This is a genomic window from Micromonospora peucetia (genome assembly GCF_900091625.1).
Classification (GTDB): domain Bacteria; phylum Actinomycetota; class Actinomycetes; order Mycobacteriales; family Micromonosporaceae; genus Micromonospora; species Micromonospora peucetia.
Genome location: NZ_FMIC01000002.1, coordinates 375,265 through 390,769 on the forward strand (window position 1 = coordinate 375,265; position 15,505 = coordinate 390,769).

Sequence of the window (15,505 nt, forward strand, 5' to 3'; positions counted from 1 at the left end):
CCCGTACTCGTCGAAACCGGGAAGACGGACACTCCCCGAGCTGACCCTGATCTTCCCGGGCCCGGTCCTGCGGATCAGTGCCGGCCGGGACCGGTCAACGCGCCGTCGAGCTCCGCGCGGATCCGGTCGACGACCTCGTCGACCGTCCCCGAACCGGTGAAGCCGGCGGCGAAACGGTGCCCACCTCCGCCCAGCGCGACCGCCACCCGGCTGACGTCCACCGCGCCCTTGCTGCGCATCGACACCGCCCAGTCGCCGGTCGCCGTCTGCTTGACCACGCAGCTCACGTCGGCCTCGGCGGTGCACCGGACCGAGTCGATCAACGCCTCCAGCACGTACGGCCGCTGGTCGTGCCGGGCCAGGTCGTCCTGGGTCGCGTACGTCCACACCAGACCGTGCCCGACGGCCGCGGCGGGCTCCAGGCGGGCCCGGCCGAGCACCTCGCCGAAGAGGCGCACGGCGCCGAACGGCCGGCTGTCGAAGATCCGACGCGAGATGTCACCGGGGCGGATGCCGGTCGCCAGCAGGCGGGCCGCCAACTGGTGCACCGCCGGGGTGGTCGCCTCGAACCGGAACGAGCCGGTGTCGGTGCTGAGGGCCACGTAGAGGCACTCCGCGATCGCGGCATCCAGCCCGACGCCGAGCCGGGCGAGCAACTCTTCGGCGACCACCGAGGTGGCCGCCGCGTGCGGGTCCACCAGGTTGACCCGGCCGAAGCGGGTGTTCGACGCGTGGTGGTCGAGCACCAGCGCGGCGTCGGCGGTCTCCAGCCGGTCGGCCAGCTCACCGAGCCGCGACTCGCTGGCCGCGTCGAAGCAGATGACCAGGTCGGGATCCGGGTACGCCTCGGCCGACGGCACCAGCAGGTCCAGCCCGGGCAGCGCCTGGAACGGCTCCGGCACCTCCGGCGGGCCGGGGAAGGTCGCCTGCATCCGCCGTACGCCCAGCCGACGCAGCCCGAGCCCGAAGCCGAGCATGCTGCCCAGCGCGTCCCCGTCCGGGTTGACGTGGCAGATCAGCAGCACCCGCCCGTCCGGCGGCAGGTCCCGCACGGCCGCGACGCCGGCGGCCCAGTCCGCCTCGGTCGGGCCGGAGTCGACCGGTGGCGTCGCCTCGGCGAGGGCGCCACCGGTCGGGCCGCCGGAGGGCTCGGTCACCGCGGGTCCCCACCCCGGGGCGGGGTCTCGTCGCCGTCGCGCGGCTCGTCGCCGTCCTCGTCCTCCTCGACCCGGTACGGCTGGGCTTCGCCCGCGTACTCGGCCCGGGCGGCGATCCGCTGCACCTCGGCGTCGGCGCTGCGGGCCTGGGCGAGCAGGTCGTCGATGTGCTTGACCTGATCCTGCACGTCGTCCAGGACGAAGGTCAGCGTCGGCGAGTGCCGCAGCCCGAGCGCCTTGCCGACGGTGCTGCGCAGCATGCCCTTGGCGCTCTCCAGCGCCGCCGCCGTGCCCGCCTGGGCCGCCGCGTCGCCGAGCACCGTGTAGAAGACGGTCGCGTCGCGCAGGTCGGCGGTGATCCGGGCGTCGGTGATGGTGATCATGCCGAGCCTGGGATCCTTGATCTGGCTACGCACCACCGACGCGACCAGTTCACGCACCCGCTCCGCGTGCCGGCGTACCTTGGCCGGATCCGACATTTCGTAACCTCCACGGCGTCCCGCTCCCGGCCGTCTGCCGGCGGCGCGGAGCGCCCCGGAGCCGACCGGCCCAACAACTCGAACACTACCCGCGCGGCCACCCGCGCCGCGCGGCGCCGGCTCCGTCCCGGCTCCCGGCGGACAGGCGCCGCCGGGGTCAGTCCTCTTCGCCGTGCAGCCGCCGGCGCACCGAGAGCAGCTCGGTCTCCGGCCGGCCGGCCACCAGGCGCTCGCAGGAGTCCAGCACCTCGCGGACGTGCGACGCCTCGGCGGCCACCACGGCCACGGCTATCTCGGCCCGACCGTGCAGGTCGAGCGCTCCCACTTCGGCGGCCGAGACCTCGAAGCGGCGCAGCGCCGCCACGATCGGCCGTACGTATGATCTCTTGGCTTTGAGCGACCGGGAGTCGCCCGGCAGCAGCAGGTCGAAGACCGCGGTTCCGGTGAACATCGCCCCGGACGATACCCGTACGGCCCCCCACATGATCAAGGGGTTTACGCCTTTCGACGTAAACCCCTTGATCAGTGGTTCAGCGGATCAGGCGCGAACCTTCTCCCGCATCTCGAAGGTCTCGATGACGTCGCCGACCTGGACGTTGTTGTAACCACCCAGGGTCAGACCACACTCGAAGCCCTCGCGCACCTCCGTGGCGTCGTCCTTGAACCGCTTGAGCGAGCTGATGGTGAGGTTGTCCGCCACCACCGACCCGTCCCGCAGCAGGCGCGCCTTGGCGTTGCGCCGGATGATGCCCGACCGGACGATACAACCGGAGATGTTGCCGATCTTGGACGAGCGGAAGACGTCGCGGATCTCCGCGCTGCCCAGCTCGACCTCCTCGTACTCCGGCTTGAGCAGGCCCTTGAGCGCCGCCTCGATCTCCTCGATGGCCTGGTAGATCACGGTGTAGTACCGGATCTCCACGCCCTCGCGGTCGGCGATCTCGCGGACCTTGTTCGCGGCCCGCACGTTGAAGCCGATGATCGTGACCGCCTCGGACGAGGCGCTCGCGAGCATGACGTCGCTCTCGGTGATCGCGCCCACGCCCCGGTGGATGATCCGAAGCTGGACCTCCTCCGGGATGTCGAGGTTGAACAGCGCGTCCTCGAGGGCCTCCACCGAACCGGAGACATCGCCCTTGAGCACCAGGTTGAGCGAGGTCTTCTCGCCCTCCTTGAGCTGCTCCATGAGCGTCTCGAGAGTCGCCCGGCCACGGGAGTTGGCGAAGGACGCCGCCCGCCGCCGTGCCTGCCGCTGCTCGGCGATCTGCCGCACCGTGCGGTCGTCCGCCGCGGCGAGGAACGTGTCACCGGCACCCGGCACCGCGGTCAGACCGAGGACCAGCACCGGACGCGCCGGACCCGCCTCGGCGACCTGGTTGCCGTTCTCGTCGAGCATCGCCCGGACCCGGCCGTGCGCTCCACCGGCGACGATGGAGTCGCCCGCCCGCAGGGTGCCCTTCTGCACCAGGACCGTCGCCACCGCACCGCGACCCTTGTCCAGGTGCGCCTCGATGGCCACACCCTGAGCCGGCCCGTCGATCGGAGCGGTCAGCTCCAGCGACGCGTCGGCGGTCAGCAGGACGGCCTCGAGCAGCTCGTCGATGCCGATGCCCGGCTTGGCCGCCACGTTGACGAACATCGTCTCGCCGCCGTACTCCTCGGCGACCAGTCCGTACTCGGTCAACTGCTGGCGGACCTTGTCCGGGTTGGCCTCCGGCTTGTCGACCTTGTTGACCGCCACCACGATCGGCACGTCGGCCGCCTTGGCGTGGTTCAACGCCTCGATCGTCTGCGGCATCACGCCGTCGTCGGCCGCGACCACCAGCACCACGATGTCCGTCACCTGGGCACCACGGGCACGCATGGCGGTGAACGCCTCGTGGCCCGGGGTGTCGATGAAGGTGACCGCCCGGTCCTCGCCCTCGTGCGGGACGTGGACCTGGTAGGCGCCGATGTGCTGGGTGATGCCACCCGCCTCGCCGGCCACGACGTTCGCCTTACGGATCGCGTCGAGCAGCTTGGTCTTACCGTGATCGACGTGACCCATGACGGTCACGACCGGCGCACGGCTGACCAGGCGGTCCTCCGCGATCTCGGCGTCGAGGTCGATGTTGAACTGCGCGAGCAGCTCGCGGTCCTCGTCCTCCGGGCTGACGATCTGCACCTCGAAGCCGAGGTGCTCACCCAGCAGCAGCAGGGTCTCGTCGGAGCAGGACTGGGTCGCGGTGACCATCTCGCCCAGGTTGAACATCTCCTGGACCAGCGAACCCGGGTTGGCGTTGATCCTGTCGGCGAAGTCCGACAGCGAGGCGCCACGGGAGAGCCGGACGACCTGACCCTGACCCCGGGGAGCACCCGAGCTCATGGTCGGGGCCGACAGGTTGTCGAACTCCTGTCTGCGCTGCTTCTTGGACTTGCGACCACGGGTCGGCCTGCCGCCCGGACGCCCGAAGGCACCCGCGGCGCCGCCGCCACGGCCACGACCACCGCCACCGGGACGACCGCCGCCACCGGCCGGCGCGCCGGGACGGAAACCGCCACCGGGTGCACCGCCACCGCCGCCGGGGCCACCGCGGTAACCACCGCCGCCACCGGCACCGCCGCCGGGGCCACCGCGGTAACCGCCGCCGCCACCAGCACCGGCACCGCCGCCGGGACCGCCACGGAAGCCACCGCCACCGCCACCGGGACGACCCGCGCCGCCACCGGGACGACCTGCGCCACCGGGGCCGGGGCGCCCGGTAGCAGGACGCTGGCTCGGCATGGAGGCCGGACTCGGACGGGGCGGCATGGAAGCCGGGCTGGGCCGCGGAGGCATGCCGGACGGGCTGGGCCGGGGACCACCCGGACCGGCGGCCGGGGGCCGCTGCTGCTGTTGCTGGCTGCCCTGGATGCCGAACGGGTTGTTACCGGCGCCGCGCGCCGGCGGACGCCCGCCCGGACGACCACCCGGACCAGGCGCCGGTGCGCCGGGACGACCGGCGGCCGGGGAACCCGGACGGGGCGGCATGGCACCCGGACCCGGTCGGGGACCGGGACGGTTGCCACCATCCGCCGGGGGCTCCCGGCGGACGTTGTCACGCTGCTGCTGCCGGGCGGCCTGGGCGGCCTTGACCGCCGCCTCCTGCTCGGCCTTCAGCGCGGCGGCACGCGCCTCGGCGGCCGCCACCTCGATGTCGTGGGCACTTGCCGGCTTGGCGACCGGTGCCGCTGGCTGCGGCGGACCGGGCACCGGGCCCTTGGGCTTCGGGCCGGGCGTCGGCGCGGCCGGCCGCCGGGGCGGCATCGGCTTGGCCGAGACCCGGGGCCCACCAGGGGCCGGGGAGGGCGTCGGGGTCGGGGTCGACGCCGGGGCGGCCGCCGGTGGGGCGGCCGGCGCCGGCGAACCGGCGGAGGCGACGAATGCGCTGCGCAGCCGTCGGGCGACAGGCGCCTCGACGGTGCTGGACGCAGACTTCACGAACTCGCCCATCTCCTTGAGCTTGGCGAGAACGGTCTTGCTTTCGACCCCGAGCTCTTTTGCAAGCTCGTGTACGCGGGCCTTACCTGCCACTGCACTCCTCACTCCGAGGTCGTGCGGGCAGCACCCGCAGCGACCTCACTCCTGCACTTGAAGCCTGGTCATTTCAGGGACTTCATCGTGTGCTCATGTCGGTCGTCCTACCCTGCTAGCGACCCTCGCCCGGTCGGGCTGACCGGACGTAGTGGTTGGCGCATCGACGTGTTCCGCAAGCTCACCGTGGTCAGGGACCCCGGTGATGCGCAGCGCCCGCCCGAAAGCGCGTCGCCGCACCGCTTGCGCGAAGCAGGCCGGATCCGGGTGCATGTTCGCTCCCCGACCCGGCAGCCTGCGGGCCGGGTCGGGCCGAAGGCTGTGACCAGCCTCGTCGCCGACCGCGACGATCCGCAGCAATTCGCTGGCCGGCGCACGTCGCCGGCAACCCACACAGGTGCGCTCCGGCAGCGCGCGTCGTACCACTGGAGAAAGTCTACCCCTAGGCGCCAGAGATCGCGCCGCCCGGCTCCGGGACGTGATCAGCCCCGCCCCGGCCGGCTGCCCCAGCCTGCTCGGCGTCGGACCGGATGTCGATCCGCCAACCGGTCAGCCGGGCGGCAAGTCGGGCGTTCTGCCCCTCCCGACCGATGGCGAGAGAAAGCTGGAAATCCGGGACGGTGACCCTGGCGGTGCGGCTGGCCAGGTCGACCACCTCGACCCGCAGGGCCTTGGCCGGCGACAGGGCGTTGCCGACGAAGGTTGCCGGGTCGTCCGACCAGTCGATGATGTCGATCTTCTCACCGTGCAGCTCGCTCATCACCGCGCGGACCCGCTGCCCCATCGGCCCGATGCAGGCGCCCTTGGGGTTGACGCCCTGGGTGGTGGAGCGGACCGCGATCTTCGTACGGTGACCCGCCTCACGTGCGATCGCACCGATCTCGACCGTGCCGTCGGCGATCTCCGGCACCTCGAGCGCGAAGAGCTTCTTGACCAGCGCCGGGTGGGACCGGGAAAGGGTGATCTGCGGTCCGCGCATTCCCTTGGCCACGTGCACCACCACGCAGCGGATCCGCTCGCCGTGCACGTAGCGCTCGCCGGGCACCTGCTCGGACTGCGGCAGCACGCCCTCCAGCTTGCCGAGGTCGACGCTGACGATGCCCTTCTCGGTGCGCGTCTCGTGCGCCTGCACCACGCCGGTGACCAGGTCACCCTCGCGGCCGACGTACTCGCCGAAGTGCACCTCGTCGGTGGCCTCCCGCAGCCGCTGGAGGATCACCTGCTTGGCGGTCATGGCGGCGATCCGGCCGAAGTCGTGCGGGGTGTCGTCCCGCTCCCGCACCACGATGCCGTCGTCGTCCAGCTCCTGCGCGTAGACCAGGGCCGCGCCGGACTTGCGGTCGATCTCCACCCGGGCGTGCGGTTCCGCACCCTCGGTGTGCCGGTAGGCGGTCAGCAGCGCGGTCTCGATCGCCGCGAGGATCGTGTCGAACGGGATCTCCCGCTCGCGCTCGAGTGCGCGCAGCGCCGCGAGGTCGATGTTCACCTCTCCTCGTCCTCCACATCATCTTCGTCGTCGAAGTCGTCGGTGTCGTCCATGTCGTCGGGTTCGTCCGTCTCCTCGATCTCGTCGAGGCGGTTGAACTCGACCTGCACCCGGCCGGGGCCGAGCTCTGCGTACGTCCATGCGGCGCGGCCGGAGTCGGTCTCCAGCACCACGCGCTCGTCGTCGGCCTCGACCACCCGACCGGTGACCTGCCGGTCGCCGGTGGGCTGCTCGGCGCGCTGGTCGGGCAGGGCGCCCGCGCCGCGGGCGGTCACCTTCACCAGCCGGCCGACGTTGCGCCGCCAGTGCCGGGGCAGGGTGAGCGGCCGGTCCACGCCGGGGGAGCTGACCTCCAGCTGGTACTCCCCGGCGACGAGGTCGCCCCCGGCCTCCTCGGCGGCGTCGAGGGCCGCGGAGACAGCCCGGGAGACCTCGGCGACGGTATCCAGGTTGATCCCGCCGTCGGCGTCCACGATCACCCGCACCACGTGCCGCCGGCCGGCCCGGGAGACGGAGAGGTCCTCCAGGTCGTAACCCGCGCCGGCGACCACCGGCTCGATCACCTCACGTAGCCGGGCCCGTCGGGCGGCGAGGTCGCCGCGCGGGCCGCCGGCCCGCTCCCCACCCCGTGGGGCGTCGGCGCGTCGGGGCCTCCCCGCCGGGCCCGTCGGCCTCGTGGCACGGCCACGCTGCGTCATCTCCGCACCCCTCCTGCTGATCCACGGCACCGGTCGACCGCCATGCCGGCACGCCACCGGAGCTGACGCGCCGGTGGCTGCGCAGAGCGTAACGCGCCTGCCCGGCACCGGGCCGGGCGGCGCACCGACGCCGGTGGCCCACCTACGGCCGGTGATGGTGTTGACTTGTCCGGTGGCGACGGGCAGAACGACACAACACGGGGAACTTACCGGGCATTCCCGGCGAAAGGTGCTGCGCGCCGGCGCGCTCCTGGCGCTCGGCGGGGCGACGGCATCCCTGACCGGCTGCGGTCTCCTCGACCGCGACGACGACCCCGCCCCCGGGCCCGACCCGCTCACGCCGCTGCTCGACGAGGCGCTCCGGCTCGCCGCCGGACACCGGGACGCCGCCGCCGCACACCCCGCGCTCGCCGGCCTGCTCACGCCGATCGCCGAGGCGCACCGCGCACACGCCGCCGAACTGGCCCGGGTCATCGGCGTACCGCTGCCCACGGCGTCCGCCACGGCCACGCCCGCCGCGGCGGGCGACCCGGCTGCGGCGCGGGCCGCACTGCGCGAGGGCGAACGCGCCGGCCGGGAGGCCGCGACCAGGGCCTGCGCGGCGGCGCCGGCGGAACGGGCCGCGCTGCTCGCCTCGATCGTCGCCGCCCGGGCCACCCACCTGGAGGCGCTGAAGTGACCGCACCGACACCGTCCGGGCCGACCGGGGCGCTCGGCGCGGCGCTGTCCGCCGAGTACGCCGCGATCTGGGCGTACGGACCCATCGGGGTACGCCTGACCGGCGCCGCCCGGACCGCCGCGAAGGAGGCGGAGGCCGCGCACCGGCGTCGCCGCGACGACCTGATCATGCAGTTGAGCACCGGCGGCGGGAGCGTCCCGCCGGACCGGGCCGGCTACGCCCTGCCGTTCCCGGTCACCGACCGGGCGAGCGCGCTGCGGCTGGCCGTCGAGGTGGAGGAACGCACGGCCGCGTTCTGGCGGGCGGCGGTGCCGGCCACCACCGGCGCCGACCGGGACAGGGCCCTGGCCGCCCTGGTCGAGTACGCCCTGCGGGCCACCCGCTGGCGGCGGACGGCCGGGATCACCCCGCTGACGGTGCCGTTTCCGGGCCGACCCGCCTGACCGGTCGACCCCGCACAGCTCGCTCCGGTTGCGGGTCGCATACCAGGTATGCATACTCCGTTGCCATGTCCATCCGTCACGGGCTGCTCGCCCTGCTCGAACGCGGCCAGATGTACGGCTACCAGCTCCGCGCCGCGTTCGAGGAGTCGACCGGCTCGACCTGGCCGCTGAACATCGGGCAGGTCTACACCACCCTGTCCCGCCTGGAGCGCGACGGGTTGGTCCGGTCGCTGCCCGAGAGCGAGGCCGGGCAGCGACCGTACGAGATCACCGACGCCGGGCGGGCGGACCTGACCCTGTGGTTCGCCACCCCGATCAGCCGCACCGACCGGCCGCGCGACGAACTGGCGATCAAGCTGGCCCTCGCGCTGACCACCCCGGGGGTCGACGTGCGGTCGGTGGTGCAGACCCAGCGCAGCGCGACCATGCGGACGTTGCAGGAGTTGACCCGGTTGAAGTACGCCAGCGACCGCCCGGAGGACCTGCCGTGGCGGCTGGTGCTGGACGCCATGGTCTTCCAGGCCGAGGCCGAGGTGCGCTGGCTGGACCACTGCGAGGCCAGCCTCGTGCGCTACCGTCCGGCAGGGACCGGCCGCGCCCCGGCGACGCCTGCCGAGGCGGTGGACCGGGCCGACGAGGAGGCGCGACGGTGAACACGGGGAACGGGTCGGCGGGCGGGGGCCCGACCACACCCGTGCTCGACGTCCGTGACGTGCACCGCACCCACGGCACCGGCCCGGCGGCGGTGCACGCGCTGCGCGGGGTGAGTCTCGCCGTCCGGCCGGGGGAACTCGTCGCCGTGATGGGGCCGTCCGGCTCGGGGAAGTCGACCCTGCTCGCCCTGTCCGGCGGGCTGGACAGCCCGACCGCAGGCGAGGTGTACGTCGAGGGGGAGTCGCTCGGCGCCCTGGACCGGCGCCGGCTGGCCCAGGTGCGGCGCCGCCGGATCGGCTACGTCTTCCAGGACCTCAACCTGCTCGGCAGCCTCAGCGCCGTGGAGAACGTCGCCCTCCCCCTCGAACTCGACGGGACGGGTGTGCGGCGGGCCCGCCGCCAGGCGCTGGACGCGCTGGCCGAGGTTGGCCTGACCGAGCTGGGCGACCGGTTCCCCGACCAGCTCTCCGGCGGGCAGCAGCAGCGGGTGGCCATCGCCCGCGCGCTCGTCGGCGAGCGCCGGCTGGTGCTGGCCGACGAACCGACCGGGGCGCTGGACTCGCAGACCGGCGAGGCGGTGCTGCACCTGCTCCGCCGGCGGGTCGACGCCGGGGCCGCTGCCGTGCTGGTCACCCACGAGGCGCGGCACGCCGCCTGGGCCGACCGGGTGGTCTTCCTCCGCGACGGGGTGCTGGTCGACTCGACGGCCCCGCTGGGCAGTGTGGAGCAGTTGCTGAGCGGCAGCGGTCGGTGAGCGCGGGCCGGGGCGGCCGGCTCGCCCGGGCGACCGGCTCCTGGTGGGCCGCGCTGCGGATCGCCCGGCGGGAGGCCCGGCGGGCCCGGGGGCGTACGGCGTTGGTGCTGGCGATGATCACGCTTCCGGTGCTGGTGCTGACCTTCACCGCGGTGAGCTGGCGGATGTCCGAGCTGACTCCGGCCGAGCGGATCGAGCGCCAGCTCGGCACCGCCGACGCGGAGCTGCTTTGGGTGCAGCGGCAACCGATCGTGCAGAGCGCCTGGGGTGACGCCTGGCACGCCGACCGGGAGGACGTACCCCTGGCCGGGGTCGTCACCGCCGACCAGGTGACCACCCTGCTGCCGGCCGGAAGCCGGGTGGTGCCGCTGCGCCGGTGGGTGTCGTTCGACGCCCGGGTCGGCGAGCGGATCGAGAACATCAGCGGACACGCCGTGGACCTCGCGGACCCGCTCGGCCGGGGACTGGTCCGGTTCCACTCGGGGCGGGCTCCCACCGGGCCGGACGAGATCGCGGTCAGCCCGGCGGCGTTACGCCGCCTCGACGTCCGCCTCGGTGGCACCGTCACCTCCGGCGACGGCATCCGTTCCTGGCGAGTGGTCGGAGTGGCCGAGCACCCCGACGACCTGGGCCCGGTGGTGACGCTGCACCCGACGGCAGACCGGGTGGAGACCGGGCCGGACACGAGCTGGCTGGTCGACCTGCCAGGGGCCGTCGACGAGGCGCTGTTCCGCCGGCTCAACGCGCACGGCGTCGTGGTACACGCCCGTACTCCCGCGCCAGCGTCGGACGCCGTCACGTTCGGACCCGGCGACTTCTCCTCCGTGGACGTGGAGGGGATGAGCATCTCGGTGCTCGTCGGCGGGCTGGGACTGCTGGAGGTGGTGCTGCTCGTCGGGCCGGCGTTCGCGGTCGGCGTACGACGGCGACGCCGGGAGCTCGCGCTGGTCGCGGTGGCCGGCGGGGACGACGCGCACCTGCGCCGGATCGTGCTGGCAGACGGCGTGGTGCTGGGCGCCCTCGGGGCCACCGTCGGGGTCACGCTCGGCGTCGCCGCCGCGTTCGCCGGTCGCCCACTGGTGGAGCAGCACCTCTACGGCGCACGCTTCGGCGGGTACCGCTGCTGGCCGGAGGCCCTCGCGGCGATCGCGGCCGTCGCGGTGCTGGCCGGGGTGCTGGCCGCGCTGGCCCCGGCCTGGACGGCCGCCCGGCAGGACGTGGTGGCAGGGCTGGCCGGCCGCCGCACCCCGCCGGCGTACCGGCGGCACTGGCTGGCCGTGGGGGTGGCCCTGGCCGTCGGCGGGGCCGCGGTGGCCGCGTTCGGGGCGGCCCGCACGGCGCCGGCGGTGATCCTCGCCGGCATCGTCCTCGGCGAGCTGGGACTGGTCTTCGCCACCCCGACGCTGGTCGGCCTGCTCGCCCGGCTCGGGCGGTCGCTGCCGTTGGCTCCCCGGATCGCGCTGCGGGACGCCAGCCGCAACCGGTCGTCGACCGCCCCGGCGATCTCGGCCGTGATGGCGGCGGTCGCCGGCAGCGTCGCCATCGGCGTGTACCTGGCCAGCGACGAGGCCCGGTCGGTCGCGACGTACCAACCGGCCCTGCCGCCCGGCGCCGTCCTGGTCACCGACCGGGGCCCGGACGGCCCGCCGGCCCTGTCCCTGGTCGCCGAGGCGGCCCGCGCCCACCTCGGTGCCCGGGCGGTGGTGCCGCTCGCGGAGGCCGACTGCGGACCGAAGGCCGAACTGTGCGCGGTCTCGCCGGTGCTGCCGGTCGAGCGCGCCTGCCCATGGGCGCCGGGCGACCAGCTGAGCCCGGCGCAGCAGCGGCAGGCCCGCGCGGACGCCCGCTGCCGCGGGCCGGAGGACCACTTCGGCGGGAACTTCCACGTGGTGGTAGACGACGGGACGGCGTTGCCGGTGCTCACCGGCGCCGCCCCCGCCGACGTCGCCGCCGCCACCGCCGTGCTGCGGGCCGGCGGCGTGGTGGTGACCGATCCGCGCTACGTGGTGGACGGGCGCGTCGACGTCGCGGTGACCAGCTCCGCCGCCGCGACCACCACCACCGTCGCCGGGTATCCGCTGCCCACCGGGCTGGGCGTGGACCGGCTGCTGCTGTCCCGGCCGGCCGCCGAGCGACTCGGGCTGACCGTCCGCCCGATCGGCTGGGCGTTCACCGCCGACGGCGTGCCCGACGAGGACCGGGAGAACCGGTTCGTCGCCGCCGTCCGCCCGCTCGACGCACAGTTGGAGATCGAGCGTGACCCGACGGGAGCGGGACGCCCGCTGCTGCTCCTGCTGGCCGCCGCGGCCGGGGTGATCACCGTGGGCGCCGCCGGCATCGCCACCGGCCTGGCCGCGGCCGAGGGACGGGCGGACCTGTCGACCCTCGCGGCGGTCGGCGCCAGCCCGGGACTGCGCCGGCTGCTCTCGCTCTGCCAGTCCGGGGTGATCGCCGTGCTGGGCTGCGCGCTCGGCATCGTCGCCGGCCTCGGCTCCGCGTCGATCATCCTGACCGCCGTCAACCGCCGCTACGCCGGCCTGTGGCCGGTCTCGGAGCCGTATCCGATGGTGGTCCCGTGGGCCACGCTCGGCGTCCTGATGGTGGTGCCGCTGGTCGCGATGCTCGGCGCGGGACTGTTCACCCGGTCCCGGCTGCCGGTCGAGCGACGTCTCGACTGACGGGCCGGGAGCGGGCACACTGGTTGCCGTGCCCGTACTGGGAACCCTCACCCGCCGTGTCGGTCACCACCGCTGGTTCGGCGCCGCCGTCCGCCTGCTCGTTCCCGCCGACCGGATGGTCGGGCGGCTCACCCGGGGACGGGTGGTCGCGCTCGGGCTCATCCCGTCGCTGGTCATCACGACCACCGGCCGCCGCTCCGGCAGGCCGCGCAGCAACCCGCTGCTCTACGTGCCCGACGGCGACGCGTACGTGGTGGTCGGCTCCAACTTCGGCCAGACCCACCAGCCCGGCTGGGCGATGAACCTGCGCGCCGAACCCGCCGCCGAGGTGGCCGTCAAGGGCCGCCGCGTGCCGGTGCACGCCCAGGTCGCCACCGGCGCCGAACGGGACCGGCTCTGGAGGCTGCTGGTCACCGAGTGGCCCGCCTACCTGGCGTACGCCCGGCGCGCCGGCGGCCGGGAGATCCTCGTCTTCCGGCTGGTGCCCACCGGGCGCGGCGGGCCAGGCGGGCCGACCGCCCGCGACTAGGGTGGTGCGGTGACCGGCGCCGACGGCGATCCCCACTCCGACGATCCACGGTGGGCGGTGGCCGATCGGGTCGCCGACGCCGTGCGCCGGCGGTTCCCGGCCGACGTGCTCGCCGTCGCGGTGCACGGTCCGCTGGCCCACGGCGACGACGACGGCGGCGGGAGCGGCGAGGTCGGGCTGCTGGTGGTGACGTACCGACCCGGCAGCGGCCCGTCCCCGGCGACCCGACGGGTCGACGGCGTGCTGGTCGACCTGACCGTCGCCGGTGCCGACGACCACCTGCGCCAGGCCCGGGTGATCTCCCCGCTCTGGCCGCTGACCGCCGACCGGTACGTCAGCACCCGGGCGCTGCACGACCCGACCGGCTGGCTGCGCACGCTGCGCGACGAGCACCTGGGCCGGCTGGCCCGGGCCCGGCCGGCCGAGTTCAGCACGGCAGCCCGGCGGGCCTGGTACCGGGGCAGCGCGGCACACGCCCGGGCAGCCCGGCTGGCCGCGTGGTACGAGACCGACCAGGCGCTGCTGATGCTCGGCGAGGCACGGCTGGCGGCGGCCACGGTGAACGGCCTGCTCAGCCGCACCTACTTCCGCGACCCGGGCGACGCGGTGCGCCGGACGGGCCTGGCGGGCGCGGACATGACCGAGGTGGGTGCCGTCCTGGCCCGCCAGGCGGACGAACTGTCGGCCCGGGGCCGCCCCGTCGACGGCACGGTCGACGACCTCCTCGACGGCTGACCGGGCCCCACGCTCAGCCCAGGCCGCCCTGGACGCCGATGAGGGTGCCGATGAGGTACGTGGCGCCGGCCGCCGCCGCGCCGAGGAGGAGCTGACGCAGCCCGCCGGACCACCAGGGCCGGGCGGTGAACCGGGAGACCACCGCCCCGGCCACGAAGAGCCCCAACCCGCCGACGGCGAGCGCCAGCCACAAGCTGGTCGCGCCGAACAGGTAGGTCAGCAGCGGCACCAGCGCCCCGACCGAGAAGAACAGGAACGACGAGATCGCCGCCGCCCAGGGGCTCGGCTGGTCGTACGGGTCGACGCCGAGTTCCTCCCGGACGTGCACCCGCAGCGCCTCCTCCGGGTTGCGCCGGACGGCCTGGGCGACCTCTATGGCGAGATCACGCGGCAGTCCCCGGGCCACCCACGCCTCGGCCAGCTCGCGCGCCTCCGCCTCGGGGTGCCGCTCCAGCTCGCGGCGTTCCTTGGCGACCTCGGCCGCGACCTGTTCGTTGGCCGAACGGACGCTCGTGTACTCGCCCAGCCCCATCGAGATGGCGCCCGCGACCAGACCGGCCACGCCGGTGAGCACGACGTTGCGGGGCGACACCCCGCCGCCGGCCACCCCGGCGATCAGGGCGATGTTGGTGACCAGGCCGTCCATCGCCCCGAAGACGGCGGGGCGCAGCCAGCCGCCGGAGACGTCGGCGTGGTGCGCCTCACGCAGGGCCGCCGGGGTGTCCGTCACGGCAGGGTGAGGATCTCGTGACCGTCCTCGGTCACCAGGATGGTGTGCTCGAACTGGGCCGTCCACCGGCGGTCCTTGGTCACCACGGTCCAGCCGTCGTCCCACATGTCGTACTGGTAGGTGCCGAGGGTGATCATCGGCTCGATGGTGAAGGTCATCCCCGGCTCCATCACGTCGGTGGGGCGGGGGCTGTCGTAGTGCGGAACGTAGAGCCCGCTGTGGAAGGCCTCACCGATGCCGTGGCCGGTGAAGTCGCGTACGACGCCGTAGCCGAAGCGCTTCGCGTACGACTCGATGACCCGGCCGATCACGTTGATCTGGCGGCCCGGGACGACCGCGCGGATGCCGCGCATCATCGCCTCGTGGGTCCGCTCGACCAGCAGCCGGGCCTCCTCGCTGACCTCACCCACGCAGAAGGTGGCGTCCGTGTCGCCGTGCACCCCGTCGAGGTACGCGGTGACGTCGACGTTGATGATGTCGCCGTCGGCGAGCACGGTGGAGTCGGGGATGCCGTGGCAGATCACCTCGTTGAGGCTGGTGCAGCAGGACTTGGGGAAGCCCTTGTAGCCCAGCGTCGACGGGTAGGCGCCGTGGTCGCAGAGGAACTCGTGCACCACCCGGTCGATCTCGTCGGTGGTCACGCCGGGCTTGCAGTGCTCGCCCGCGAGCTGGGTGGCCTGCGCGGCGAGTCGACCGGCGACCCGCATCTTCTCGATGGTCTCCGGGGTCTGCACGTGCGAGCCGCGCCACTGCGCGGGGCTCTTCTTGCCCACGTACTCCGGGCGGACGATGTGGGCGGGCACAGGCCGCAGCGGGGAGAGCGTGCCTGGGGTCAGCGGCGCACGGACGGTCATGGAGCGAGTTTATCGCCGCGACCGTCGGGACTCCCGCCACCGCCCGCCCGGAGCGGTTGTTGCCGTGCCTGGCCCG

16 protein-coding genes are annotated in these 15,505 nt (G+C 74.3%); 7 read left to right on the forward strand and 9 right to left on the reverse strand.

The features are described from left to right. Positions 1 to 74: 74 nt before the first annotated feature. From GA0070608_RS02225 to rimP, 7 genes are all read right to left on the reverse strand, one after another. The gene (locus tag GA0070608_RS02225) at positions 75 to 1,052 is read right to left on the reverse strand and encodes a DHH family phosphoesterase (RefSeq protein ID WP_245716063.1); all 978 of its coding nucleotides are present in this window, start codon (positions 1,050 to 1,052) and stop codon (positions 75 to 77) included. A gap of 101 nt (positions 1,053 to 1,153) precedes the next feature. Then, positions 1,154 to 1,636 (reverse strand): 30S ribosome-binding factor RbfA, encoded by a 483-nt coding sequence (rbfA, locus tag GA0070608_RS02230; protein ID WP_091620724.1) that lies wholly within the window; start codon positions 1,634 to 1,636, stop codon positions 1,154 to 1,156. Positions 1,637 to 1,793: 157 nt separating this feature from the next. Continuing rightward, positions 1,794 to 2,087: a DUF503 domain-containing protein gene (locus GA0070608_RS02235; RefSeq protein WP_091620728.1), complete on the reverse strand. Its 294-nt coding sequence runs from the start codon at positions 2,085 to 2,087 to the stop codon at positions 1,794 to 1,796. Positions 2,088 to 2,174: 87 nt separating this feature from the next. Next, entirely contained in the window at positions 2,175 to 5,189 is a 3,015-nt protein-coding gene (gene infB, locus GA0070608_RS02240; RefSeq protein WP_091620732.1) for a translation initiation factor IF-2, read from the reverse strand. Positions 5,190 to 5,282: 93 nt separating this feature from the next. Further along, positions 5,283 to 5,615 carry a YlxR family protein gene (locus GA0070608_RS02245; RefSeq protein ID WP_091620735.1) on the reverse strand — a complete coding sequence of 111 codons (333 nt, stop codon included), beginning with the start codon at positions 5,613 to 5,615 and terminating at the stop codon, positions 5,283 to 5,285. Between the two features lie 16 nt (positions 5,616 to 5,631). Next, a complete protein-coding gene (gene nusA, locus GA0070608_RS02250) occupies positions 5,632 to 6,675 on the reverse strand; it encodes a transcription termination factor NusA (RefSeq protein WP_091620740.1) in 1,044 nt (347 codons plus the stop codon). Next, positions 6,672 to 7,373, reverse strand: a complete 702-nt coding sequence (gene rimP, locus GA0070608_RS02255; protein ID WP_091620744.1) for a ribosome maturation factor RimP — start codon at positions 7,371 to 7,373, stop codon at positions 6,672 to 6,674. Before rimP ends, nusA begins: the two co-directional genes overlap by 4 nt. Positions 7,374 to 7,602: 229 nt before the next feature. On the opposite strand from rimP, the gene GA0070608_RS02260 reads away from it, so the two are divergent. From GA0070608_RS02260 to GA0070608_RS02290, 7 genes are all read left to right on the forward strand, one after another. Beyond that, positions 7,603 to 8,052: a hypothetical protein gene (locus tag GA0070608_RS02260; RefSeq protein ID WP_091620748.1), complete on the forward strand. Its 450-nt coding sequence runs from the start codon at positions 7,603 to 7,605 to the stop codon at positions 8,050 to 8,052. Then, on the forward strand, positions 8,049 to 8,495 hold the full coding sequence (locus tag GA0070608_RS02265; RefSeq protein WP_091620752.1) for a ferritin-like domain-containing protein: 447 nt from the start codon (positions 8,049 to 8,051) through the stop codon (positions 8,493 to 8,495). Before GA0070608_RS02260 ends, GA0070608_RS02265 begins: the two co-directional genes overlap by 4 nt. A gap of 65 nt (positions 8,496 to 8,560) precedes the next feature. After that, on the forward strand, positions 8,561 to 9,148 hold the full coding sequence (locus tag GA0070608_RS02270; protein ID WP_091620755.1) for a PadR family transcriptional regulator: 588 nt from the start codon (positions 8,561 to 8,563) through the stop codon (positions 9,146 to 9,148). Next, positions 9,145 to 9,903: an ABC transporter ATP-binding protein gene (locus GA0070608_RS02275; protein ID WP_245715669.1), complete on the forward strand. Its 759-nt coding sequence runs from the start codon at positions 9,145 to 9,147 to the stop codon at positions 9,901 to 9,903. The genes GA0070608_RS02270 and GA0070608_RS02275 overlap by 4 nt, the downstream gene beginning before the upstream one ends. Beyond that, entirely contained in the window at positions 9,900 to 12,581 is a 2,682-nt protein-coding gene (locus GA0070608_RS02280) for an ABC transporter permease (protein WP_091620759.1), read from the forward strand. The genes GA0070608_RS02275 and GA0070608_RS02280 overlap by 4 nt, the downstream gene beginning before the upstream one ends. A 28-nt stretch (positions 12,582 to 12,609) precedes the next feature. Beyond that, positions 12,610 to 13,110: a nitroreductase/quinone reductase family protein gene (locus GA0070608_RS02285; RefSeq protein ID WP_091620764.1), complete on the forward strand. Its 501-nt coding sequence runs from the start codon at positions 12,610 to 12,612 to the stop codon at positions 13,108 to 13,110. Positions 13,111 to 13,119: 9 nt separating this feature from the next. Beyond that, positions 13,120 to 13,845, forward strand: a complete 726-nt coding sequence (locus GA0070608_RS02290; protein WP_091620767.1) for a hypothetical protein — start codon at positions 13,120 to 13,122, stop codon at positions 13,843 to 13,845. Positions 13,846 to 13,858: 13 nt separating this feature from the next. On the opposite strand, the gene GA0070608_RS02295 is transcribed toward GA0070608_RS02290, so the two are convergent. Both GA0070608_RS02295 and map read right to left on the reverse strand, forming a co-directional pair. Beyond that, a complete protein-coding gene (locus GA0070608_RS02295) occupies positions 13,859 to 14,575 on the reverse strand; it encodes a VIT1/CCC1 transporter family protein (protein WP_091620771.1) in 717 nt (238 codons plus the stop codon). After that, on the reverse strand, positions 14,572 to 15,429 hold the full coding sequence (map, locus tag GA0070608_RS02300) for a type I methionyl aminopeptidase (RefSeq protein WP_091620774.1): 858 nt from the start codon (positions 15,427 to 15,429) through the stop codon (positions 14,572 to 14,574). Before map ends, GA0070608_RS02295 begins: the two co-directional genes overlap by 4 nt. Positions 15,430 to 15,505 lie beyond the last annotated feature (76 nt).

Bases quoted from the DNA above. Each gene is read 5' to 3' on its own strand.
- rbfA (WP_091620724.1), bottom strand. From the start codon at position 1,636: ATGTCGGATCCGGCCAAGGTACGCCGGCACGCGGAGCGGGTGCGTGAA.
- GA0070608_RS02235 (WP_091620728.1), bottom strand. From the start codon at position 2,087: ATGTTCACCGGAACCGCGGTCTTCGACCTGCTGCTGCCGGGCGACTCC.
- rimP (WP_091620744.1), bottom strand. From the start codon at position 7,373: ATGACGCAGCGTGGCCGTGCCACGAGGCCGACGGGCCCGGCGGGGAGG.
- GA0070608_RS02270 (WP_091620755.1), top strand. From the start codon at position 8,561: ATGTCCATCCGTCACGGGCTGCTCGCCCTGCTCGAACGCGGCCAGATG.
- map (WP_091620774.1), bottom strand. From the start codon at position 15,429: ATGACCGTCCGTGCGCCGCTGACCCCAGGCACGCTCTCCCCGCTGCGG.